Consider the following 21,460-nt stretch of genomic DNA (forward strand, 5'->3'; position numbering starts at 1 on the left):
GGGAGAGCATGGCCAAGGTCCCGCCGGACGATCTGCTGCAGACTGTCCTTCGTTCCGCGCCCCGCGAGCGGCTCGGCACGACGCGTTCCCGCATGGAGGATGTCGCGCGGCTCGCGGGCGTCTCGACCGCGACGGTCTCGCGTGCGCTGCGCCAGCCCGACAGGGTTTCGCCTGCCGTCCGGGCGCGGGTGGACGAGGCCGTCGAGCGCCTGTCGTATCGGCGCAATCTCATGGCCGGTGCCCTGGCAAGCGCCCGCAGCATGACCATCGGCGTCATCATCCCCTCGATGATCAACTCGTTCTTCTCGGCCACCGTCGAGGCCATGGAAGAGGGGTTGGAGGGGAGCGGCTATCAACTGCTGATCGGCAACAGTCGCCATTCCATGGAGATCGAAGAACGGCTCGTTGCCTCCGTGATGGCGTGGTCTCCCGCCGCGATCGTGCTCACAGGCCGCCGCCACAGCCGCGAGACCATCAGGATGGCGCTCGACGCCGATATTCCGATCGTCGAGATGTGGGAACTCTCCGATCACCCCATCGACACCATCGTCGGCTTTTCGCAGCGCGCCGCGGGCAGGATCGTGGTGCGCCATTTCGCCGAGCGCGGCGCACGCAAGCTCGGCTTCATCGGTGCGATGCTCGATCGCGACTATCGTGCCGTGGATCGCTATGCGGGCTTTGTCGAGGCCGCTGCCGAGGCGGGCTTTGCGCCGCCGGTCGAATATCGCTTCGAGAAAAGGGCAAGTGCGATCGGCGGCAGCGAGGCGCTCAGGGCCCTGATGGCGCAGCACCCGGATGTGGACGCGGTGTTCTGCACCAACGACATTCTCGCGTTGGGGGGATTGTTCGAGGCGCAGCGCCAGGGTTGGTCCGTGCCTGGCCGCCTGCGGATCTGCGGCTTCGGCGATCTCGAATTTGCCGCGGCAAGCGAGCCCGCGCTCACCACGGTGCGCCCGCCGCGCGGCGCGATCGGCACGAAAGTCGCTGAGGTTCTGCTGTCCCGCCTGGGGGGAAAACCCGCGGGGCAGACCATCTTCGATCTCGGTTTCGAGCTCGTCGCGCGTGGCTCGACCTGACGCGCCTTCGCCTCGCTTACCGGGGAGCGAAGTTAGCCTTCGTTGAGTTGCGCCAGCGCCTCCACATCTGGACGGAGGCCAAGACCCGGGGCATCGCCCAGTAGAACGCACCCATCGGCAAGCGGCATCAGCCCTGCGATGAGCCTGTCGCGCCAGGGGTTCGGATTGGTGTCGATTTCGAGGAGCCCGTCCCCCCCGGCCGCGGCGAGAAGATGCGCCGATGCCAGAAGCCCGACGCCGCCGCCGAGATAATGCGGACAATAGGTGAGGCCGGCCGCGCGCGCCCTGCGGGCCACATCGAGGCAGCCGGAGAGCCCGCCCCATTTTGCCGCGTCGGGTTGAATGAAACGCAGGGCGCGGCTGTCGATCGCGGCTGCGAATTCGGCTGTCGCGTTCATGTTCTCGCCGGCCGCGAGGGGAATGGGGGTGGCCTCGGCCACCGCCTGCCATTCCGCCTCCGGCCTGTCGGCGGCAAGCGGTTCTTCCAGCCAGGCCAGGTCATAGGCCGCGAAGGCCCGGCCGAGCCGGATCGCCTCCGCGCACGCCCAGCCCTGGTTGGCGTCGATCATCAATGTCGCCCCGTCGCCGATCGCCATGCGGATCGCGTCGAGCGCGCGGCGATCGACCGCCTCGCCGAAACCGACCTTGAGCTTGAAGGCGCGATGGCCCCGCGCCTGCTCGGCCGCTGCAATCGCCGCAGGCTGTTCGGGACCGATGCCGCTGGCATAGGCGCGTACCTGCCGTGCGCAAGGGCCCTCGAGCCCGTAGGCCTCCCGGAGAAAGGCGTGCAGCGGCAAGCCTGCCCGGCGGGCGCCAAGATCATGGCAGGCCATGTCGAAGCCCGCTGCAACCTGGCGCAGCGGTCCCCACTCGCCGGATTGGAGCGCCAGGATGTGCAGGGCCTGCATCAGCCGCGCGAATATCGTGCTGACCGGAAGGGGAGACAGCCGCTGGAGCAGCGGCCCCACCGTTGCCAAGGCCAGCCGCGCGCGGTGCTCGGCGCCAACGGACGGAAAGTTGCACCAGACCTCGCCAAGGCCGCGATGGCCCTCGCGATCGCGGACCTCGATAAATACGGCCGGCCGGTCGGTCATGATGCCGAAGGAGGTGCGCACCGGCGTCTCGATCGGCGCCCGCAGGGCGATGGCCTTGATCTCCGTGATGGCGACGATATCCACACTCACCCTGTAGCCCTTCGTCCAATTGCGAGCTGTTGATTCATGGAGGTGTTGCGATAGATGAAATTCTGTTTCAGAATATGGCAATATAAAACAAATGTGGCCCTCGGAGCCAGTGGTCTTGACCAACCTCATTCCTGAAAGCGATGCATTGGAGCGCATGGGCTCGGCCGACAGCGCAGGGCCGGATGCGGCAGGGGCTCCCTCCTCCGTGCGCGTGATCGACCGGACCATGAGTATCTTACGGGTGCTCGCCGATAGCGCGGATTCAATGACCTTGACGGAACTCAGCCAGCGGGTCGATCTTCACAAGTCGACGGTGTTGCGTTTTCTCAAGACGTTGGAGAAGGGTGGCTTCGTCGCCAGCGGCCAGAACGGCAAGGGCTGGCGGCCGGGTCCCGTCTTCCTGGACATCCGGTCGCGCAGCATAGCCAGGCATGATCTGGCGGGGCTGGCGCGCCCGTTGATGGAAGAGGCATGCAGCCAGACCGGCGAGACCATCCAGCTCGCCATTCTTCCCGACACGAGCATCGTCTATCTCGCGAAGGTCGAGCCACTCGATCCACCGCTCAGGATCAACACGCAGATCGGCGCGCGTAGGCCGATCCATTGCACGGCCCTTGGCAAGGCAATCGCGGCTTATCGCGATCCGGCCGAAGTGGACGCCATTCTCAAGGAGGCGGGCATGCCGGCCTTCACCGCCCGGACGCTCACCAGCGCCGAGGCCTTGCATCAGGCCCTCGCCAAGGTCCGCGCCGACGGCTTTGCGGTGGACGATCGCGAATACAACGATCTCGTGTCCTGTGTGGCGGCGCCGATCCGCAATGGCGAGGGCACAGTGGTCGCCGCGCTCAGCATTTCCAGTCTCGGGCAAACGGCAAGTGCCCCGCGCTTTCCCGAATTGATCGCCGTCGCGCGGGATACGGCGGCGCGCATCGGTGAATTGCTGGGATGGCATAGCCAGACGCCGCGGTGATGATAAGCTTTGCGAAGGCTGAGCGCCCGCCGTGCGCTTGGACTGCGCGCGATAGCCTCCGCCGCAGCGGGCATGGGACGCTTTGCTCCGGCAAATGATCGGGAGAGATGGTGTGGTCGAGACTTCCAGCGCAGGTATGCCGCGTCAAGCCGAGGGAGAGGGGCGGTTCGACCGTGTCCTCAAGGGCGGGCGCGTCATCGATCCGCGCAACGGCATCGATGCCGTCATGGACATCGGTATCCGGGACGGCCGGATCGCCGCGGTTGCGGCGGGGCTTGAGGCCGGCTCTGCCCCGGTCGACGATATGGCGGGCCATATCGTGGCGCCGGGGCTGATCGATATCCACACGCATGTCTACCACAAGGCGACGTCGCTGAGCGTGGATCCTGACCCGGTGGCGCGGCGCTCTGCGGTGACAACACTGGTCGACGCCGGCAGCGCGGGCGCGGGCAACCTCGACGGTCTCAAGGATTTCGTCGCCGCGCGCTCGGCCTTCAACCTGCTCGCCTATGTCAATATTTCCTTCCCCGGCATCTTCGCCTTCGACAAGGCCTTCTCGGTTGGCGAGGCCACGGTGCGCGACCTCCTCAATGTCGAGCGCTGCGTGGAAGCCGTGGAGGCCCATCGGGATTTCGTCGTCGGCATCAAGGTGCGCATCGGCGACAAGACGTCGGGCGATGTCGGCCTTGAGGCGCTCGACCGGGCGATCGCCGCCGCCGAGCGCACGGGGCTGCCGGTGATGACGCATATCGGCGGGCCACCGCCATCCTACGAGGACGTCCTCGCGCGCATGCGGCCGGGGGACATCCTCACCCATTGCTTCCGCCCTGCGCCTAACGCGCCGGTGGATGGGGAGAGGCTCGTGCTCCCCGCACTGCGTGAGGCGCGCGAACGCGGTGTGCTGTTCGACATCGGCCATGGGATGGGCGCTTTCGGCTTCGACAGCGCCGAGGCGGCGCTTGCCGACGGCTTCCCGCCCGACATGATTTCCAGCGATGTCCACGTCATGTCCATCAAAGGACCGGCTTATGATCTTCTGCACACCATGAGCAAATTGATGTGCTGTGGGGTCGGCGTCACCGATGCCATTGCCATGGTGACCGATGCGCCGGCCAAAGCCACGAACCGTGAGCACATCGGCCATCTCGGCGTGGGCGCCGCCGCCGACATCAGCGTGCTGGATCTCGTGGAGGTCGCCGTGCCCTTCGTCGATGTCATCGGCCATCGGCGTGAGGGCATGCGACTGCTGAAGCCTCACGCCCTCTATGTGGCGGGCAAGCCGGAAGCGGTTGCGGCGCGGCCCTTCGAGCCGGATGGGACGTGAACGGTCGTTAAGTAAAAGTTTCATCAGTTGGCACTCTGTGCCTACTGGTGGAATTTTAGTTGCAAATCGGAAGGGGGATCGTATCGTCTGACGCGAGCGCGTCATGGTGCGCCATGGGAATGATTGCAGGGAGAATAGGCTGATGTCGGTTGCCGGTGCGCTGGAGTCTGATGCGTTTCCCGCCAATCCCTTCCGCAACGCGCTCTCGCGTGGCGGCCCGCTGATCGGCGTATGGTCCATGCTGAATTCCGTCGATGCGACGGAGGCGCTCTGCTGGGCGGGCTATGACTGGATCCTCATCGACGGCGAGCATGCACCGGTGTCGCTCCACGACGCGATGACCCATTGCCGGACGGTGGCCGGCACGCCGACGATCCCGATCGTCCGGCTCCTGTGGAACGATCCGCTCCTGCTCAAGAGCCATCTCGACGCCGGCATCGGTACGATCATGCTGCCCTATGTGCAGAGCGCCGACGAGGCGCGCCAGGCCGTCAAGGCCATGCGCTACCCGCCGCGCGGCGCGCGCGGCATCGCCGCCATGCACCGCGGCAGCCGCTATTCGCGCATCAAGGACTATGCGAAACGCGCCGACGAGACGCTGTTCCTCATCGTCCAGATCGAGACGAAAGAGGCGCTGGACAATTGCGAGGCGATCGCGGCCGTGGACGGCGTCGATGCCGTGTTCTTCGGGCCGGGCGATCTCGCGGCGAGCATGGGCCTGACCGGCCAGGCCTCGCATCCCGATGTCACAGCCGCCATCGAGGAGGGCCTGAGGCGATGTCGTCCGTCGGGCAAGGCCGTAGGCGTACTCGCGCCGAACGACGCGATCGCCGAGCGGCATATCCGTTCCGGGTTTGATTTCGTCTCGGTCGCGAATGATTTGGGTATGCTCGTGCAACGGGCCGATCAAGCTGCGGCACATTTCCGCGAGATCGTTGCCGGAGCGAACGGGAGGGGCTGAGCGATGGCAACTGTCGAGTTTGTCAAGCTCGTCAAGCGATACGGTGCCATCGAGGTCGTCCACGCCATCGATCTCGCGATCAATGACGGCGAATTCATCGTGCTTGTCGGCCCGTCCGGCTGTGGCAAGTCGACCTCGCTGAGGATGCTGGCCGGCCTCGAGGATATCTCGGCGGGAGAAATCCGCATCGACGGCCGGGTCGTCAACGAGGTTGAGCCGCGCGATCGCGACATCGCCATGGTGTTCCAGGACTACGCGCTCTACCCGCATATGAGCGTCTACGAGAACATGGCCTTCTCGCTGCAATATCGAAAAGTGCCGAAGCGCGAGATCGACAAGCGGGTGCGGGAGGCCGCGTCGGTGCTGGGGCTCGATCCCTATCTCAACCGCCGGCCGAAGCAGCTCTCAGGCGGGCAGCGCCAGCGCGTGGCGATGGGGCGGGCCATCGTGCGCAAGCCGCAGGTCTTCCTGTTCGACGAGCCCTTGTCGAATCTCGACGCGAAGCTGCGCGGCTCCATGCGCATCGAGATGAAGAAGCTGCACCAGCGCCTCGGCGTGACGACCGTCTATGTCACGCATGACCAGGTGGAGGCGATGACGCTCGCGGATCGGGTCGTCGTGATGAACGGCGGCCATATCGAGCAGATCGGCACGCCCGATGAGGTCTACCACGCCCCCGCCAGCCTGTTCGTGGCCGGCTTCATCGGCGCGCCGACCATGAATCTCATTCCCGCGCGGGTTGAGGCCGGTGGCTTGAAGTTGGATGGCACCGAGGCCGCCGTTCCCTTGAATGCGGATCTCGATGAAGGCGCGCGCGTGGTGTTCGGCCTGCGCCCGGAGGATGTCGAGGTGGTGGAGGAGGGGACGCCGCCGCCCGGCTTTGTCGATCTCGCCGCTGTCGTCGAGGTGGTGGAGCCGCTCGGCGCCGATACGCTGGTCTTTACCAGTCTTGGAACTCATGCGGTCGCCTCGCGCGTGCGGCCGGAGGTGCGCCCGGCGCCCGGCGAGACGGTCAAGCTTCGCTGCAATCTCAGCCGCATGCATCTCTTCGACGCGGACACGGGGCGCGCCATAGGGGCTCCGCACACCCGCGCCGACAAGGGGCTGGCCGGTGGAGCCGCCAGGGGAGTGGTCCATGCCTGACGCGGTATCAAGTCCGCAAGCGATGAGCGGATCGCGCAGCCGTGTGGCGCTCGCCGGCTTCGGCGCCTGGGGGCAGATGCACGCGCGGGCACTGGCGGCCATCCCGGAGGCCGAACTCGTGGCGATCTATTGTCATGGCGACACCTCGGCCGCCGCCGCGGCCGCGCTCGCGCCGGGCGTTCCCGTCTTTCGCCGCTACGATGACGTTCTCGCCTTGGACGCATTGGATGTCGTCAACATCGCGGTTCCGAACGATCGGCATGCGGCCTTTGCCATGGCCGCGCTGAAGGCGGGGCATCATGTCTTTCTGGAAAAGCCCCTCGGCCTGTCGCTTGATGAATGCGACGCGGTACTCGCCGCGGCACACGCTGCGGGCAGGATGGTCGCCGTCAACCACGAACTGCGCGTCTCCCACCAGTGGGGCGAGGTGCGCGAGACCATTGCGGCGGGCGATATCGGCCAGGTGACGCACCAGCATTTTTCGCTGTTTCGCCATGCCTTTCGGCCGGGATCCGGTGGCTGGCGGCGCGATCCCGCCCGCGTCGGCTCCTGGATCCTCGAGGAGCTCGTCCATTTCGTCGATCTCGTGCTGTGGTACGCGCGGGAGAACGGGCCGCCTGTCCGCCTTCTCGCCCAGTCCACGTCGCCATCCGGCCTGTCGGATACCGTGTCCGTCCTGATGACATGGGCCGACGGCTCGACGGCGCTCGTGACGCAATGTCTGGCGGGTTTTCAGCACCACACGCTGCTTGAGATCGCAGGGACGGCCGGCGCCCTCCGCACCTGGTGGGCCGGCGCCTATGATCGTACGGCCCATCCGAGCTTCGCCCTCGATGTGCAGCGGCGCGGCGCAAGCGAGGTCGAGACGATCGCCATTCCGCAATCCGGCGAGATCTTCGAGCTGGAGGAGAACATGCGCCGGGCCCTGCGCGGATTTCACACCGGCGACCTCGTGATGCCCGCCCACGATGCGCGCGCAGCCGTTGGGCTGTGTCTGGCGATCGAGCAGAGTATCCGCGAGGGCGGCGCGGTTGAGTTGAGCGGATATATTTGAGATGAGGGCGCGGCGCGCCTCATCTGTCATAAAATCAGTCGCGGTGCGCCATGTTCCGTTATTCTGAACCGCCGCGCTGATCCCTCCCCTTCAGGGGAGGGTGGCGCCGCAGGCGCCGGGTGGGGGCCGGGATGACCTGAGCTGAGCCGGAAGACGGATAGTAACAGCTGCATGCCAGCGCGCATCGCTCGCGCCTCTGTGCCCCACCCGACCTCGCTGGCGCGAGGCCACCCTCCCCTGAAGGGGAGGGATCAGCGTCGGCGGTTCCCCACCGCGCCATCCCCGGCGTCGCGTAGCAACGGCTAGAGCATTTTCGAGCGAAGTGGACACCGGTTCGCGTGAAGAAAATGCGCTAAAACAAAGACATGGAGCATTTTCGCGATTCGGAGAAACGCGAAAATGCTCTAGCCTGACTGCGCGGCCTCGAAAGCCAGGCATTCGCTGAGGCTTGGAATACCGGCGCGGGTGCCCGGCCGCGTGCATTTCAGGGCCGCCGCTGCGGCGGCGAAGGCGAAGGCCGCGCGGGGCCCAAGCCCGGCGCCGATGGCCAGCGCATAGGCGCCATGGAAGGTGTCTCCCGCGCCGTTGGTATTGACGGCGACGACGGGGAAGGCCGGCTGATGGTAGAGGCGCCCGTCCTCCAGCCATGTCACCCCCTCTTCGCCGCGCGTCACCGCGACGATCCGGCAACCGAAGGCAGCGGCGTGGGCGAGCCCGTCTTCGATGCCGAGCCCGTTGAATTGCGCCAGCCCGTTCTCGGAGAAGATCGCATGGTTGGTCAGCGGCAGGAGATGCTGGAAGGCATCGGTCTCGGTGACGTCGCCGTCGAGCACGGTCGGCACGCCCGCCGCGCGCGCGGCCCGGAACAGCGCGAGCGCGCCGGTCGGCCAGCGCGGGTCGACGAGGACGGCGGAGGCCTCGGATACCTGATTGAGCGGGAGCCAGTCGGCCTCGTCCGGCAGATCGCCGCGGAAATTGACGAGCTGCCGCTCGCCTTGCCCGTCGATGATGATGGCGGACAGCGACGACTGCGCGCCGTCGATGAGGGCGAGGCCGCTTGCATCGACCCCTTCCGCGACGAGCTCGCGCTTCATCGCCTCGCCGGCGAGATCCCGGCCGGCACGTCCCCAGAAGGCCGCCTGCCCGCCGAGACGCGCGACGGCGACGGCTGCCGTCGCCGCCATGCCGCCACCGACGACGTGATAGCCACGCGCCGGGATTTTCTGGTTGCCGCGCGTGAGGAGGCTGTCGACCTGCCAGGTCTGGTCGAGCGCACAATGGCCGAGGCAGATGACGCGCGTCTGCGCGGCACGCGCGGTGAGGTCAGCGGAGGTTAATTCGGACATCGGGACGGCAGGGCTGGAGGGATAACGCCCGCGAAGGGCATTCCTCCATAGATGAAGTCCGGCTTGAAGGGAATTATCCGCTTCGCTGCAAGCCGGTGAATTGGCTGGTCTATTCCTGCGCAGGCACGCTCGCACCGGCGGGAAGGCCCTGCGCAGGAGCTGCGCTGTCAGGCAGAGCGCAAATGGCGGATCGGGCGGCCGGGAACGAGCGCCGCCGCTGCCTGGACGATGGCGTCGGTGTCGATCCCGTGGTGCCGGTAGAGATCGGCGACGGTGCCGGTCTGCCCGAAATGCTCGACGCCCAGCGCGCGCGTGCGGTGGCCATGGACGGAGCCGAGCCAGGCGAGCGTCGCGGGATGGCCGTCGAGCACCGTCACCAGTCCGCAGTGGGACGGCACTTCGGCGAGGAGGCGCTCCACATGGCTGCGGGCATGGACGAGGCCACGCTCGCGGGCGCGGCTCGCGGCCGTCCAGCCCGCGTTGAGGCGGTCTGACGATGTGATGGCGAGCAGCCCGATGTCGCGCCGGTCTTCGCCCATCAGTCCGACGGCGGCGATCGCCTCCGGGGCGACGGCGCCGGTATAGGCGACGACCACCTGGGCGTTCGGGCCGGGCCTGCGCAGCCAATAGGCGCCGTTGATGATGTCCTCGGCCAGGGCCGGTGTCATCGGGCGTTGCGGCTGCTCGATGCTGCGGGTGGAGAGGCGCAGATAGACCGAGCCACCGACCGCGTCGCGCAGCCATGTGGTCTCATCCGGCTCCGCCTCGCCGGAGCGCTGCAGATAGGCGAAGGACCAGTTGAGGATGGTCGCGAGTTCGTCCACGAAGGCCGGCTCGAAACTGGCGAGCCCGTCCTGCGCCATGCCGATGAGCGGCGTCGCGATCGACTGATGCGCGCCACCTTCGGGCGCGAGCGTCACGCCGGACGGGGTTGCCGCCACGATGAAGCGCGCATCCTGGTAGCAGGCATAGTTGAGGGCATCGAGCCCGCGCTCGATGAAGGGATCATAGAGCGTGCCGATCGGCAGCAGCCTCTCCCCGAAGATGGAATGGGACAGGCCGAGCGCCGAGAGCATGATGAACAGGTTCATCTCGGCGATGCCGAGCTCCATATGCTGGCCGCTCGGCGAGAAATTCCAGTTGAAGGTCGAGGGAATACGCTCGGCCTTGAAGGTGTCCGCCATCTCTTCGCGCGCAAAGAGCCCGCGCCGGTTCACCCAGGCGCCGAGATTGGTCGACACGGTGACATCCGGGGACGTCGTGACGATGCGGCGGGCAAGCTCTGTGTCGCCCTTGGCGATCTCGTGCAGGATCAGGCCGAAGCCCTGCTGGGTCGACATGGCTGGCTGGGCCGGGACGGTGAGCGCCGCCGGCACATCCACCTCGGGGGCCTGGTAGCGGCGGCGGCCCTTGGCGGCGAAGGGGACCGCGGCAAGGTAGCTCTTCAAGGTCTTTGCCGGCAGGCTGAGGCCCTCGAAGGGCTCCCATTCATGGCCCTCCCGGACGTTCATCGCCTGCCGCAGCGTCTCCACCTGCGTCGGTGTCATGAGGCCGGCGTGGTTGTCCTTGTGGCCGGCGAGCGGCAAGCCGAAGCCCTTGATGGTATAGGCGATGAAGCACACCGGCCGGTCATGGCGGCGCGCGTCCTCGAAGGCGGCGAGCAGCGAGGGCAGATCATGCCCGCCGAGATTGGCCATGAGAGCCGCCAGCTCCGCATCGCTGCGGCGATCGATCAGCCGCGAGACCTCGCCCTGGTCGCCGAGGTCGTCCGTCAGGCGCTTGCGCCAGGCCGCGCCGCCCTGGAAGGTGAGGGCGGAATAGAGCTGGTTGGGGCAGTCGTCGATCCAGCGGCGCAGGGCCTCGCCGCCCGGTTCGGCGAAGGCTTCCTGTTGCAGCGTGCCGTATTTCAGGATGACGACGTCCCAGCCGAAATTGCGGAAGATCGCCTCGAAACGCGACCACAGCCCCTCACGCACCACGGCATCGAGGCTCTGCCGGTTATAGTCGACAATCCACCAGGTATTGCGCAGGCCGTGCTTCCAGCCCTCCAGGAGGGCCTCGAAGATATTGCCTTCGTCCATTTCGGCGTCGCCGACGAGCGCGACCATGCGGCCCTCGGGCACTGCCGTGCCCCAGCCCTTGGCGCGGACATAGTCCTGCACCAGCGAGGAAAACAGCGTCTGCGCCACACCGAGGCCGACCGAGCCGGTCGAGAAATCCACGTCGTCCGCGTCCTTGGTGCGCGAGGGGTAGGACTGCACGCCCTTGTAGCCGCGGAAATTCTCGAGCTTCTCCCGGGTCTGGTTGCCGAGGAGATACTGGATGGCGTGGAAAATGGGGCTCGCATGCGGCTTGACCGCGACCCGGTCCTCGGGCTGCAGCACGGCGCCATAGAGCGCCGTCATGATCGTGGCCAGCGATGCGGACGATGCCTGATGGCCGCCCACTTTCAGGCCGTCCGTGTTCGGCCGCAGGTGGTTGGCATTGTGGATCGTCCATGTGGCAAGCCACAGGATCTTGCGTTCGAGCTCGGCGAGGACGGGCAGGCGGGCATCGGTCATGAAAGTCACCCTGTAGGAACTCCGATCATGATAGCTCGCCAGGATTATCAAAAGTAGCCAATCTTGCTTGTCATGCGCAGCGATTCTGGCGATATCAGCCAATATGATTTGAGAATAGGTGGAAATCTGCCAAATGCGCGCATTGGACGATATCGACAGGAAGATCATTGCCGCCGTGCAGAGCGACGGCCGCATGACGACCCACGAGCTCGCCGAGCGGGTGGGCCTGTCACCGTCCCCCTGCGCCAGGCGGCTGCGCCTGCTCGAGGACGCGGGCGTCATCAAGGGCTACACGGCCATCATCGACCAGACCAAGGTTGGGCTGCCGGTGAGTGCCTTCGCCTCGATCAAGCTGGAGCGCCAGCGCGAGGAGGACCTGGACCGTTTCGCCAAGGCGGTGGCGCTGTGGCCGGAGGTGGCCGACTGCTACCTCATGACCGGCCAGCGCGACTATCTCCTGCGCATCGTCGTCAAGGACCTGAAAGCCTATGAGCAATTCCTGAAGGACAAGCTCACCCGGCTCGACGGGGTGGCCTCCATCGAGACGAGCTTCGCACTTGGCCAGGTCAAGCGGTCGGAGGCCTTGCCGCTCCGCTGAGACTTCAGCGGCGGGGCGCGTCAGATCATCGCCAGGGGCCGCTTGCGGCGCGGCGGCGGAAAGGCGGCATCGATCGCAGCCAGGTCCTCCGGCGTGAGCTGGAGCGCTGCGGCGCGGGCGTTGGCTTCCACATGCGCCTTGCGGCTCGCCTTGGGGATCGCGATCAAGGCGGGATGGCGCAGCGCCCAGGCGAGCACCACCTGCGCCGGGGTGGCGTCGTGGCGGGCGGCGATCGCGATCAGGGGCTTTGCTTGCAGAAGCTCGCCGCCCTGGCCGAGAGGCGAATAGGCCATGACGGCGATGCCCTGCGCGGCCTGCCAGGGCAGAAGGTCGAATTCGATGCCGCGATAGTCCGGGTTGTAGAGCACCTGGTTGACGGTGCAGGCGCCGGAAGGCGCGATCTCCAGCAATTCCTCCATGTCGGCCACATCGAAATTCGATACGCCCCAGTGGCGGATCTTGCCGGCCTCTTTCAGCGCCTCGAAGGCCGCCACCGTCTCAGCCAGCGGAATGCTCCCGCGCCAATGCAACAGGTAGAGATCGATGACATCGGTGCCGAGCCGCCTGAGGCTGGCCTCGCAGGCGGCCGGCGTGCCGGTGCGCGAGGCGTGGTTGGGCAGGACCTTGCTGACGAGGAACACCTCCTGGCGCCGGCCCTTGATGGCCTCCCCGACGAGTTCCTCGGCCGCGCCGTCGCCATACATTTCCGCGGTGTCGATCAGCGTCAGGCCGAGATCGATGCCGGCGATCAGCGCGTTGGTCTCGGCCTGGCGCTCGCCGCGGCGCTCGCCCATCATCCACGTGCCCTGTCCGAGGACGGGTACATCATTGCCATCGATCAAGCCGATCCGTCGCATCACGTCGTCCTCACCACAGCTGCATCCCTCTTTTGCAAAAAATCCCCGGGAGCCTGATCACGGTTATTGCATAATGCAACTGGCAAGCGACAGAGCGACCGCGCAATCGCAGGTGAGAGCCGATTTTTCCGCATCAAGGTCCGGCCCGCTGCTACTCCGAACCCGGCAATTGTGCCAAAATGAATGCTCCATTTTGGCGCATGTCTCAGAATGAAACTTATGGCCGCGCGCTTCGGGCGATGGTCTGCTGCGCGGGACGTCTCAAGACGCGAGCTGGATCCGGAATGCGTGGCACGGATTCTCCACGATCAATCGGCCCGACCGAGGATGGTCCGTGTCGGTCGCTAGCGGTATATCAATGCCATTACAGGCCCGGTGGGCAAAACCTCCGTTGGCATCTTGATCCCGTCATACGAATTTTTGGATTGATTTTACAGGTATTTAGGGATGATATTGTGGCAATGTAATGCCGAGCTTAAGTTGTTTCTCCTGTGGTCGATAGATCGGCTTTCGATGCCGTGCAAATCGAGCCACGCAAGTCGAGGGACAGGCCCTGCGGACATCTGCTTATTGTTGCATGGATAGGCACATCTTTATTGGCACGGACTTCGCAGGTTTGTCTCATGGCGGGGGGGCGACAAGGCGGAAGGCCCGCAGTTCCGTCGCCCGCAACGGGGCGTGTTTGGACACGCGGGGATGTAGCTCGAGTCGGGTGAACGCCATCGGCGGCGGCAGGTCAAAATCGATCCGCCGTTCGATGCATCCTGGCGGTCTGGACGGCCGCCGCATGTGGTGCGACCGGCCTCGCCATTGCTTGTGCATTGCGACGGGGGGCGAGCATGCGCGACCTGACACAGGCCGAGATAACTGTTCTGATCCATCTGCATGACGATGATACCGCGGAAGCGCTGGGACATCGCATTGGGGTCTCCTGGCCGCGTGGCAACTGGGTAACGACGGCGCTGCGCAGGTTGGCACGCAAGGGACTGGTTACACGTATCCTAAAGGGCGAGGGGAAAGCCGAGGTGGAAACCTTTCGGGTGACCCTCATTGGTCGCGGGGCGCTTACTAAAGTTGTACAGCGCCACGAGGCAGACGATCCCGGTATTGCCAGATAAAACTACTCCCGAAATCCCAGCGTCAGGTGCGTATGATAGTACCCATCCAGATTTATGCGATCGAGTGGCCGGCTCTACCGTTTACCGCTTCTGCCGCAACCTGTTTTGCTGGTGCCATAGGGATCAATTTGGGTGGACTGCGCGTGAATTTCCACTGCCCTGTATTTTCTATCCATCACCGTGAACATGAACGCCATGTGCACCAGGACGAAATAGAGCAAGGCAGTGACGGCGGCGAGATAGCCGTAAAAGAAAGGTCCGTCCTTCGATAACGATCGGAAAACAATCGGATAATTCTCGTTAACCATATTTTGATGCTTGCAGGGTTTGGGGGAATTGCCTCTGATTTCCTCAGGTTGCGCGTTTTCAGTGTCTGATGACGCTGTTTTCAGCAATAAATACTGGTATTCGCTTTCTCGTCTGAATGTGAAGTCAAGCGTTCTCATTCGTTCTAATATACAGTTTACTGGATGGTTTATTGTGGTAATGTGACGGAATGTTTCAAGGTGGCGGGAATGAGGGGAAAGGGTGTCTCGAAATTTCGTATTCGCGCAAGCTTGTTCTGCATTGTGAGTATTTGCCGGAGGCACGCATGCGGCAAATGGGACTGATTTTGAAGGACGAAGACAGGCGGCATCTGCGTGAAATCGTCGAGCAGGGCGATCCCTCTGCGACGATTGTTCTGCGAGCCCAGATCATGCTCGGCAGTGAAGGGAAGTCTCGCCGCGACGTTGCGCGTGAGCTGGCCGTCTCGACCCAGACGATCGCGAAATGGCAGCGGCGTTATGAGGTGGAGGGTATCAATGGGCTCTATGATCGCCCGCGTTCAGGAAAGCCGAGGCGTTTCGCCCGTGACGAGCTGATCGCATTGATTAACGAGACCTTGTCGAAGAAGTGTCCGGGCCGGCTCGCGTGGAGCGTTCGGGCTGTCGCGAAGGAAACGGGCCTTTCGCCAGCGATGGTGGGCCGCGCCTGGCGCGACCTTGCGAGAGAGCGGCGCGTCCAGGCACGTGATGGGTTGGCCGATTTGCCATCGGCTCCCGCTGTGACGCCGGAGCCCGCCGGGGCCGCGGTGCATCTATAGTCGGTACGCCAGCGCGTGGGGCTGGCTGGCGTTTCCGGGGCGATATGCAATCTACCGCGATGCCGATGCGGCATCGGGACGAAAGGCCTGGCTTGGCTTTCGGATAGGCCCCATGCTTCGATAAGGTGATGGAACGGCGGCCTCTATTGGGGAGCCGGGAAGGCTGTCGGTCTGGCACGGCGCTTCTTGGGCGTCGGGCCCCACTGCCGATCGCGACAGGCCTGGAATGACACCCGACGGTATTCCTTCGGAATTGCGCAAGAGGATTGATCTGCAGGGTTTTCGCTTGTTGGAGAAAGCGAAAACGCTTCGGTGCACGCAGTTGACGGCAGGGGTTCGCCAGGGGAAGCAAATATACATAATAAATATGACGTATATGTAAATTCTATAAACGCATATTCTAATCTGAGGAGGCGGAGAAGCGAGGTGAGAAATGATTGGTGCGAGGATTTCGCCCGATAATTTCTAGAGTGAAGAGGGGAACGTCATCATGACATCTGAAATCTTATCGCCGGTAGTCCATGGGGCCGGTCCTCTGGCAGGGGGCTTCTCGCCGACCGGGCTGGATAAAGTGAACACGATGGATGCTATACTCCCCGCGTCGCTGTCGATGCGACCGTCAACGACGACGATCATCATCATCGAGCCGCGGACGCTGATCCGCGATTGTCTCCTCCAGAGCCTCAAGGCCCTTACCAATGGCGATACGGTCCTCGCTTTTGCGACCGTCGAGGATTGGCGGGTAGCCGATCCTCATCCCGCTCCAAATACAATCATTCTGCTCTGCCCGGCCGGCCGGAAGGCCAAGGACATAGACGGAAAGGGAGGCGTATTCCCTGAGGATTGCAAGCATATGCCAGTTGTTCTGCTCTCCGATATCGAAGAAGCGGAGCAGATACTTGATGCGCTGGATCAGGGTGCGCGGGGCTATATTCCCACAAGTATGTCGCTCGACGTTGCGGTCGAGGCTCTGCATCTCGTCCAGGCAGGCGGGATCTTCGTGCCGGCCAGCAGCCTCATCTCCTCGCGTCGCTCCATCGAGGAACACGCCCAGACGACAAAGAACAACGGCAACAGCCTGTTCACCGTGCGGCAGGCGGCGGTCGTCGGCGCCCTGCGGCAAGGCAAGGCGAACAAGCGCATCGCTTACGAGCTCAACATGCAGGAAAGTACAGTCAAGGTGCATGTCCGCAATATCATGCGTAAGTTGAAAGCCAAGAACAGAACTGAAGTCGCCGTATTGACCCACGAACTGTTTCTCAAGAGAGGGGATAGCTGACAGGCGCGGACTGCTTATTTCACAGGCAACTTGGGGGATATGAGCGATGATTGTGGGTCCTGCATCGTTCCGCCAGCCCAGCAATCACTTGCATGACTGGCGCGGCCTTCTCCAGCGACGTTGGCTCATCGTCATCTCCGCCCTGGCCCTGGGACTGGCGCTGGCCATCCTGATCCTGAACCTGACACCGGCGCGATATACGGCGGAGGCCAGTCTTGTCCTTGAGGCCCGCAAGGTCCAGGTCATCCTGCAGGATGCCGTCGTTTCACGCCTGCCGCAGGACAGCCCGGTGCTGCGCACGGAACTCGACGTCATCAGTTCACGCTCGCTCGCCGAAAAAGCCCTGGAGAAACTTGGGGGAGCGAAGTCCGGTGAAGATGCCTCTCCGGCAGCGGCGGCGCCGCCTCTGGCTTTGTCAAGTCTGTCGCAATATTGGCCATGGTCGCGAGCGCACGCACCCGAGACTCTCGCGGAGAGCAGTGTTCGATCGGAAGTCGACAGGCTTTTGAACGGTTTGCGCGTCAGCAACGATGGCCGCTCTTACACGATCTTCATTGCCTATACCGACAGAGATCCGGTTTATGCCGCCCAAGTGGCAAATGCCTTCGCTGATTCCTATCTCGACCAGCAGACGGGCCTGCAAGCGGGCGCCACGCGCCAGGCCAGCGCGTGGCTCGGCAAGAAGCTCGATGACTTGCGGTCCACATTGCAGAGTTCCGAAATGGCCGTTGAAGATTTGCGCAGCAAGTCCGGTCTGGTGGAATCCAATGGCACGCCGCTGCAGGTCCAGCGCCTCGACGCGCTCAACCGCGAACTGGTGATCGCTCGCGCCAGCCGCGCGGGCGCCGAAGCGCGGCTGGCGACCGCCCGCCAGTTGGCGCAGGACGATACCGGCACCGGCGCCGCGACCTTTCCCGAGGTGTTGAATTCGCCGGTGATCCAGCTGCTGCGCAAGGATCAGGCGCAGTTCAGCCGCGAGCTCATGAGCCTCGAGAGTGCCGGCGCTTCGAAGAGCGCTCAGATACCGGCGCTCAAGTCGCAGCTGGAGGCCCTGCAGCGGCAGATTGCGACCGAAACCGAACGGGTCCTGCTCAGCCTCGCCAATGAGGTGGATGTCGCGCGCCGCAAGGAGGAGGCCCTGGCGTCGGAATTCGGCGCCTTGCAGGCCAGCAATGCCGCGTCGAGCGATGCGCTGATCCATGTGAAGCAGCTGGAACGGGAGGCAGAGGCCAACCGCGCCGTCTACGAGAGCTTCCTCAACCGCTACAAACAGACTTTGGAGCAAGAGGGACTGGCGACGCCGGAGGCGCGCCTCGTCTCACGGGCCGAGCCGCCGCGCCGGCCCTCGACCGCGCGGCTGCCGATGCTGGTGTTCGGCCTGGTCGGCGGGTTCGGCGTCGGTCTGGCGCTGGCGATGATGATGGAGCATCTCGACGATCGCGTGCGGGACGCGGCTCGGCTTGAGGACGGAACGGGGGCCAAGATACTCGGCCAGATTCCTCTTGTGCCGGCGATGCTTCGGGCTGGCGCGGCGGTGTCCCCCGTTATGCGGCCCGGATCGGCCTATAGCAGGGCTTTTTCCAAGTTGCAGGCGACCCTGGGGCTGGCTCCGCAAACCGGAAGCGCAAAGGTCATCATGGCAACATCGGCCGCGGCGGGCGATGGCAAGACCACCACCTGCGTGTCGCTTGCCCGGTCGATGGCCCGCGGCGGCGAGAAGGTCGTCGTGCTCGACGCGGATTGGCATCGCCCGGCGGTCGCTGCCCTGCTGCGAGGTGGCCTGGCGCCCGGTCTGGCGGATGTGGTGCGGGGCAGCGCAACTCTCGCAGAAAGCTTGCAGGTCGATCGCCAGTCCGGCGTCCATTTCATAGCCCCTGGCTTGACCGAGGGCCTGCCTCATTCGGTCCTGGGCTCCGAGGCGGTTGGCGCCGCAATCGCCCAGTTAAGGCAGCGCTACGACATCGTGCTCATCGATACGCCCCCGGTTCTGAGCTCGGCGGAGACGGCCCTCCTCAGCCGCTTTGCGGATGCCACGCTGTTCGTCGTCCGGTGGGGGGCGACGTCAACGCGCGATGTGGTTGCAGGCTTGCGCGAGCTGAGCCTGTGCGGCCTCGATCGCGTCAATCTCGTGCTCAACGGCGTTGATCCGCGTCTGCTGCCCCAGTACGGGAGCGAGGGAGCCACTGAGGATGGCGGTGGCGTGGTGGGCCTGGGGACGCGCCATGATAGCCGCCTGCGTTCCGGATCGACCGCGCGGCCTCCCGCGGCAGCAGCCCGCAGCGCCGCCGTCGCGCAGGCCATGGTCCAGGTGGGGAGTGAAAGGTCTTTGGGGAGCGAAAGGTCATGATGAAGCGGTTCGCCTGGCTCACGGCCGTGGGCATCACGAGCGTCTGCCTGCACGCTGCCGTCCCGGCCCGTGCTGCCGGTGATGGCGCGTATCGGGCGGGCGTGGGGGACACGCTCAACGTGGTTGTCTATGGAGAGGACAAGCTCTCCGGGCGCTTTCGGGTCAGTCCGGCAGGCACGATCAGCTATCCCCTGCTGGGCGAGATCGCCGTTGCCGATCTGTCGACGCTGCAGATCGGCCGGACTATTGCCGCGGCGCTTGCCGAGCGCATTCCGTCGAGCGGGCTGCCAAGCGTGGAAATCGTCGAATACGCACCTGTCTTCGTGCTCGGCAATGTCGACAAGCCCGGACCCTATCAATACCGGCCGGGCATGACGGTGCTGGAGCTCGTAGCGCTTGGCGGTGGCGAGAAGCGCGCCGCCAACAGCGAGACGGTGATGCTGCAGATCATCTCGGCCGAGCAGGAACTCGTCGATCTCAGGATCGCCCGTTGGTCGGAGATGATCCGCAAGGCGCGCGTCCGCGCGGAGATCGCAGGCCGGGACTTCGATGGCCGGGAAGCGATTGCAGGCGGGGACCTCGTTGCCGCAAGCATAAGGCAGGCAGCGATCGACAACGAGGTGTCGCTGTTCCGCGTGCGGCGCACGATTCTTGCCGAGCAGAACAAGGCGCTCGCGGCGCAGCGCGCGAGCTATGACCAGGAGATCACGTCGCTCGAAGAGGGCATCAAGCTGCACGACGAGGAATTGCGCCTCCTGGAGGAAGAGGTCAGGACGCAGCAAAGCCTGTACGACAAAGGGCTTGCCGTTCAGCCGCGGCTTCTCGCCGTGAAACGCGAGCTGTCCGCCACGCGCCGCAACGCGCTGGAGTTGCGTTCCTATCTGGCAAGGGCGCACCAGCGTCAGCTCGAGGTGGATCAGAAGATCGGCGAATTGCGCGATCAATGGGTGCGCGACAATGCGACGACGCTCGCGGAGCTCGACATCAGCACCGCGCGACGTGACGAAAGGATCGGCGCGCTCGTGGCGACCCTCGGCGAATTGCGCGGACGGGCGAGCAGCATGCGGGCGGAGGAAAGGCGAACGACAGACTATACTGTCACACGCCAGGAAGAGGGGCGCTATGTCACGCGGCCTGTCGGCGAACTCGATGCCATCGCGCCGCGCGATATCCTGCGCATCGACGCCGCCGGTCCGGCCCGCGCCAGTGGAGGGGCGGGCGTGTCTCCGGCGCGGGATGTCGCGGCGCGATGAGGCCGCGCCGGTGCCGGGCCTCGATGGTCAGGCCTCAAGCTGAGGGGAAGGGGGCGGCGGCAAGCCAGCTCCCCGACAGGGATGGGCTCGGCCGTAGCAACGGTCGGGCCCATCTCGCAGGTCCATCTCGCAGGTCCATGTTGCAGGATCATGTGGCAGGCTGCTCTTGGGTCGCTCACCGCAGGGTGGCGTGCTCCCGTCCTGCGGACTGCGACGGCAGGCTGAAGGCGAGGCTGTCGGCGCCGGCACGCCAATGGCTGTAGGCATCGGCGAGCCCGGCGCGCAGGCCGATGCGTGGCGTCCAGCCGAGACGCCTGAGGCGCGTGGTATCGAGCAGCTTGCGCGGGGCACCATCCGGCTTTGATGCATCGAAGGCGAAGGAGCCCTCATAGCCGATGACCTCGGCAATGGTCTCCGCAAGTTGCCGAATGGTCACTTCCACGCCGGAGCCGACGTTGATGGGTTCCGGCGCTTCGTAAGCTTTCAGCAGGAAGATGCATGCATCGGCGAGATCGTCGACATGCAGAAACTCCCGTCGCGGCGCACCCGAGCCCCAGATCTCGACGACGCTTCGTCCCGCTTCTTCAGCCTCATGGATCTTGCGCATCAGGGCCGGAATGACATGCGAGCGCGTCAGGTCAAAGTTGTCGTTCGGCCCGTAGAGATTGGTCGGCATGGCGGTGATGAAGCGGCAGCCATGTTCGCGGGCGTAGGCCTCGGCGAGCTTCAGCCCGGCGATCTTGGCAATGGCATAGGCTTCGTTCGTGGGTTCGAGCGCTCCGGTGAGCAGCGCGCTTTCGTCGATCGGTTGGGCGGCCAGCTTCGGATAGATGCAGCTCGACCCGAGATAAAGCAGTTTGGCGACGCCGGCACGGCGGGCGGCCGATATGATATTCGCGCCGATCATGAGGTTATCGTAGAGAAACTCGGCGGGAAACGTCGCATTCGCCACGATGCCGCCGACACGCGCCGCTGCCACAAGGACGATGTCGGGCCGCGCGCCCAGCATCCAGGTCTCCACATCGGCCTGCCGCGTGAGGTCGAGCTCGGTGCGGTCGGCGGTCAGGATTGTGCAGTCCTCGCGCGCGAGCCGTCGCATCAGGGCGGAGCCGACCATGCCGCGATGGCCCGCGACGAAGATGCGCCGCCCCGCCAAGGCGCGGAGATCGCCCTTGGGGTTTGCGAGATCGCTCTTGGGGTTTCCGAGATCGCCCTGCGTCTCGCGTGTCGGAAAGCCGTCTGCTGCTGCTGCGGTCATCGCGCGTTGCCTCCCTGGGCACGGCATCAAAGCTCAAGAGCAAATCC

Annotated in this window: 18 protein-coding genes; 12 read left to right on the top strand and 6 right to left on the bottom strand. The window is 64.9% G+C overall.

Annotated features, from left to right (window positions below):
• Positions 1 to 8: 8 nt before the first annotated feature.
• The gene (locus tag C7450_RS28400) at positions 9 to 1,076 is read left to right on the top strand and encodes a LacI family DNA-binding transcriptional regulator (RefSeq protein WP_110377866.1); all 1,068 of its coding nucleotides are present in this window, start codon (positions 9 to 11) and stop codon (positions 1,074 to 1,076) included.
• Between the two features lie 32 nt (positions 1,077 to 1,108).
• On the opposite strand, the gene C7450_RS28405 is transcribed toward C7450_RS28400, so the two are convergent.
• Positions 1,109 to 2,260, bottom strand: a complete 1,152-nt coding sequence (locus tag C7450_RS28405; RefSeq protein WP_245450174.1) for a mandelate racemase/muconate lactonizing enzyme family protein — start codon at positions 2,258 to 2,260, stop codon at positions 1,109 to 1,111.
• Positions 2,261 to 2,375: 115 nt separating this feature from the next.
• On the opposite strand from C7450_RS28405, the gene C7450_RS28410 reads away from it, so the two are divergent.
• From C7450_RS28410 to C7450_RS28430, 5 genes are all read left to right on the top strand, one after another.
• Positions 2,376 to 3,230 (top strand): IclR family transcriptional regulator, encoded by an 855-nt coding sequence (locus tag C7450_RS28410; RefSeq protein ID WP_170147489.1) that lies wholly within the window; start codon positions 2,376 to 2,378, stop codon positions 3,228 to 3,230.
• Positions 3,231 to 3,342: 112 nt separating this feature from the next.
• On the top strand, positions 3,343 to 4,554 hold the full coding sequence (locus C7450_RS28415) for an amidohydrolase/deacetylase family metallohydrolase (protein ID WP_210206563.1): 1,212 nt from the start codon (positions 3,343 to 3,345) through the stop codon (positions 4,552 to 4,554).
• A gap of 142 nt (positions 4,555 to 4,696) precedes the next feature.
• Positions 4,697 to 5,515 carry an HpcH/HpaI aldolase family protein gene (locus C7450_RS28420; protein ID WP_170147490.1) on the top strand — a complete coding sequence of 273 codons (819 nt, stop codon included), beginning with the start codon at positions 4,697 to 4,699 and terminating at the stop codon, positions 5,513 to 5,515.
• A gap of 3 nt (positions 5,516 to 5,518) precedes the next feature.
• Positions 5,519 to 6,658 carry an ABC transporter ATP-binding protein gene (locus C7450_RS28425; protein WP_110377871.1) on the top strand — a complete coding sequence of 380 codons (1,140 nt, stop codon included), beginning with the start codon at positions 5,519 to 5,521 and terminating at the stop codon, positions 6,656 to 6,658.
• Positions 6,651 to 7,712 (top strand): Gfo/Idh/MocA family protein, encoded by a 1,062-nt coding sequence (locus C7450_RS28430; RefSeq protein ID WP_110377872.1) that lies wholly within the window; start codon positions 6,651 to 6,653, stop codon positions 7,710 to 7,712. The genes C7450_RS28425 and C7450_RS28430 overlap by 8 nt, the downstream gene beginning before the upstream one ends.
• 404 nt (positions 7,713 to 8,116) lie before the next feature.
• Here C7450_RS28430 and C7450_RS28435 read toward each other — a convergent pair whose 3' ends face one another.
• Both C7450_RS28435 and C7450_RS28440 read right to left on the bottom strand, forming a co-directional pair.
• Positions 8,117 to 9,058 (bottom strand): PfkB family carbohydrate kinase, encoded by a 942-nt coding sequence (locus tag C7450_RS28435; RefSeq protein ID WP_110377873.1) that lies wholly within the window; start codon positions 9,056 to 9,058, stop codon positions 8,117 to 8,119.
• A gap of 167 nt (positions 9,059 to 9,225) precedes the next feature.
• Positions 9,226 to 11,619 carry a transketolase gene (locus tag C7450_RS28440; protein ID WP_110377874.1) on the bottom strand — a complete coding sequence of 798 codons (2,394 nt, stop codon included), beginning with the start codon at positions 11,617 to 11,619 and terminating at the stop codon, positions 9,226 to 9,228.
• Positions 11,620 to 11,752: 133 nt separating this feature from the next.
• Here C7450_RS28440 and C7450_RS28445 point away from each other — a divergent pair, with 133 nt between their 5' ends.
• On the top strand, positions 11,753 to 12,217 hold the full coding sequence (locus C7450_RS28445; protein ID WP_110377875.1) for an Lrp/AsnC family transcriptional regulator: 465 nt from the start codon (positions 11,753 to 11,755) through the stop codon (positions 12,215 to 12,217).
• Between the two features lie 20 nt (positions 12,218 to 12,237).
• On the opposite strand, the gene C7450_RS28450 is transcribed toward C7450_RS28445, so the two are convergent.
• Positions 12,238 to 13,074 (bottom strand): aldo/keto reductase, encoded by an 837-nt coding sequence (locus tag C7450_RS28450; RefSeq protein ID WP_110377876.1) that lies wholly within the window; start codon positions 13,072 to 13,074, stop codon positions 12,238 to 12,240.
• A gap of 839 nt (positions 13,075 to 13,913) precedes the next feature.
• Here C7450_RS28450 and C7450_RS28455 point away from each other — a divergent pair.
• Positions 13,914 to 14,192, top strand: coding sequence for a hypothetical protein (locus tag C7450_RS28455; RefSeq protein WP_110377877.1), 279 nt, complete (start codon positions 13,914 to 13,916; stop codon positions 14,190 to 14,192).
• Positions 14,193 to 14,266: 74 nt separating this feature from the next.
• Here the strand turns inward: C7450_RS28455 and C7450_RS33725 are convergent, their stop codons facing one another.
• Positions 14,267 to 14,638, bottom strand: a complete 372-nt coding sequence (locus C7450_RS33725; protein ID WP_146227576.1) for a hypothetical protein — start codon at positions 14,636 to 14,638, stop codon at positions 14,267 to 14,269.
• Positions 14,639 to 14,688: 50 nt separating this feature from the next.
• Here C7450_RS33725 and C7450_RS28465 point away from each other — a divergent pair, with 50 nt between their 5' ends.
• The 4 genes from C7450_RS28465 to C7450_RS28480 all read left to right on the top strand — a co-directional run bounded on the left by C7450_RS28465 (position 14,689) and on the right by C7450_RS28480 (position 20,155).
• On the top strand, positions 14,689 to 15,276 hold the full coding sequence (locus C7450_RS28465; RefSeq protein WP_110377879.1) for a helix-turn-helix domain-containing protein: 588 nt from the start codon (positions 14,689 to 14,691) through the stop codon (positions 15,274 to 15,276).
• 490 nt (positions 15,277 to 15,766) lie between these two features.
• The gene (locus C7450_RS28470; RefSeq protein WP_110377880.1) at positions 15,767 to 16,555 is read left to right on the top strand and encodes a response regulator transcription factor; all 789 of its coding nucleotides are present in this window, start codon (positions 15,767 to 15,769) and stop codon (positions 16,553 to 16,555) included.
• 46 nt (positions 16,556 to 16,601) lie between these two features.
• Positions 16,602 to 18,902, top strand: a complete 2,301-nt coding sequence (locus C7450_RS28475; protein WP_110377881.1) for a GumC family protein — start codon at positions 16,602 to 16,604, stop codon at positions 18,900 to 18,902.
• Positions 18,899 to 20,155, top strand: coding sequence for a polysaccharide biosynthesis/export family protein (locus C7450_RS28480; protein WP_110377882.1), 1,257 nt, complete (start codon positions 18,899 to 18,901; stop codon positions 20,153 to 20,155). Before C7450_RS28475 ends, C7450_RS28480 begins: the two co-directional genes overlap by 4 nt.
• 175 nt (positions 20,156 to 20,330) lie before the next feature.
• Here the strand turns inward: C7450_RS28480 and C7450_RS28485 are convergent, their stop codons facing one another.
• Positions 20,331 to 21,413 carry a GDP-L-fucose synthase family protein gene (locus C7450_RS28485; RefSeq protein ID WP_110377883.1) on the bottom strand — a complete coding sequence of 361 codons (1,083 nt, stop codon included), beginning with the start codon at positions 21,411 to 21,413 and terminating at the stop codon, positions 20,331 to 20,333.
• Positions 21,414 to 21,460 lie beyond the last annotated feature (47 nt).

It is taken from the genome of Chelatococcus asaccharovorans, from assembly GCF_003201475.1.
Classification (GTDB): domain Bacteria; phylum Pseudomonadota; class Alphaproteobacteria; order Rhizobiales; family Beijerinckiaceae; genus Chelatococcus; species Chelatococcus asaccharovorans.

Excerpts from the sequence above, each read along its gene's own strand:
- C7450_RS33725 (WP_146227576.1), bottom strand. The coding sequence starts at position 14,638 with ATGAGAACGCTTGACTTCACATTCAGACGAGAAAGCGAATACCAGTAT.
- C7450_RS28425 (WP_110377871.1), top strand. The coding sequence starts at position 5,519 with ATGGCAACTGTCGAGTTTGTCAAGCTCGTCAAGCGATACGGTGCCATC.
- C7450_RS28450 (WP_110377876.1), bottom strand. The coding sequence starts at position 13,074 with ATGCGACGGATCGGCTTGATCGATGGCAATGATGTACCCGTCCTCGGA.
- C7450_RS28420 (WP_170147490.1), top strand. The coding sequence starts at position 4,697 with ATGTCGGTTGCCGGTGCGCTGGAGTCTGATGCGTTTCCCGCCAATCCC.
- C7450_RS28445 (WP_110377875.1), top strand. The coding sequence starts at position 11,753 with ATGCGCGCATTGGACGATATCGACAGGAAGATCATTGCCGCCGTGCAG.
- C7450_RS28485 (WP_110377883.1), bottom strand. The coding sequence starts at position 21,413 with ATGACCGCAGCAGCAGCAGACGGCTTTCCGACACGCGAGACGCAGGGC.
- C7450_RS28475 (WP_110377881.1), top strand. The coding sequence starts at position 16,602 with ATGATTGTGGGTCCTGCATCGTTCCGCCAGCCCAGCAATCACTTGCAT.
- C7450_RS28480 (WP_110377882.1), top strand. The coding sequence starts at position 18,899 with ATGATGAAGCGGTTCGCCTGGCTCACGGCCGTGGGCATCACGAGCGTC.
- C7450_RS28465 (WP_110377879.1), top strand. The coding sequence starts at position 14,689 with ATGTTTCAAGGTGGCGGGAATGAGGGGAAAGGGTGTCTCGAAATTTCG.
- C7450_RS28435 (WP_110377873.1), bottom strand. The coding sequence starts at position 9,058 with ATGTCCGAATTAACCTCCGCTGACCTCACCGCGCGTGCCGCGCAGACG.
- C7450_RS28400 (WP_110377866.1), top strand. The coding sequence starts at position 9 with ATGGCCAAGGTCCCGCCGGACGATCTGCTGCAGACTGTCCTTCGTTCC.
- C7450_RS28470 (WP_110377880.1), top strand. The coding sequence starts at position 15,767 with ATGACATCTGAAATCTTATCGCCGGTAGTCCATGGGGCCGGTCCTCTG.
- C7450_RS28455 (WP_110377877.1), top strand. The coding sequence starts at position 13,914 with ATGCGCGACCTGACACAGGCCGAGATAACTGTTCTGATCCATCTGCAT.
- C7450_RS28430 (WP_110377872.1), top strand. The coding sequence starts at position 6,651 with ATGCCTGACGCGGTATCAAGTCCGCAAGCGATGAGCGGATCGCGCAGC.
- C7450_RS28440 (WP_110377874.1), bottom strand. The coding sequence starts at position 11,619 with ATGACCGATGCCCGCCTGCCCGTCCTCGCCGAGCTCGAACGCAAGATC.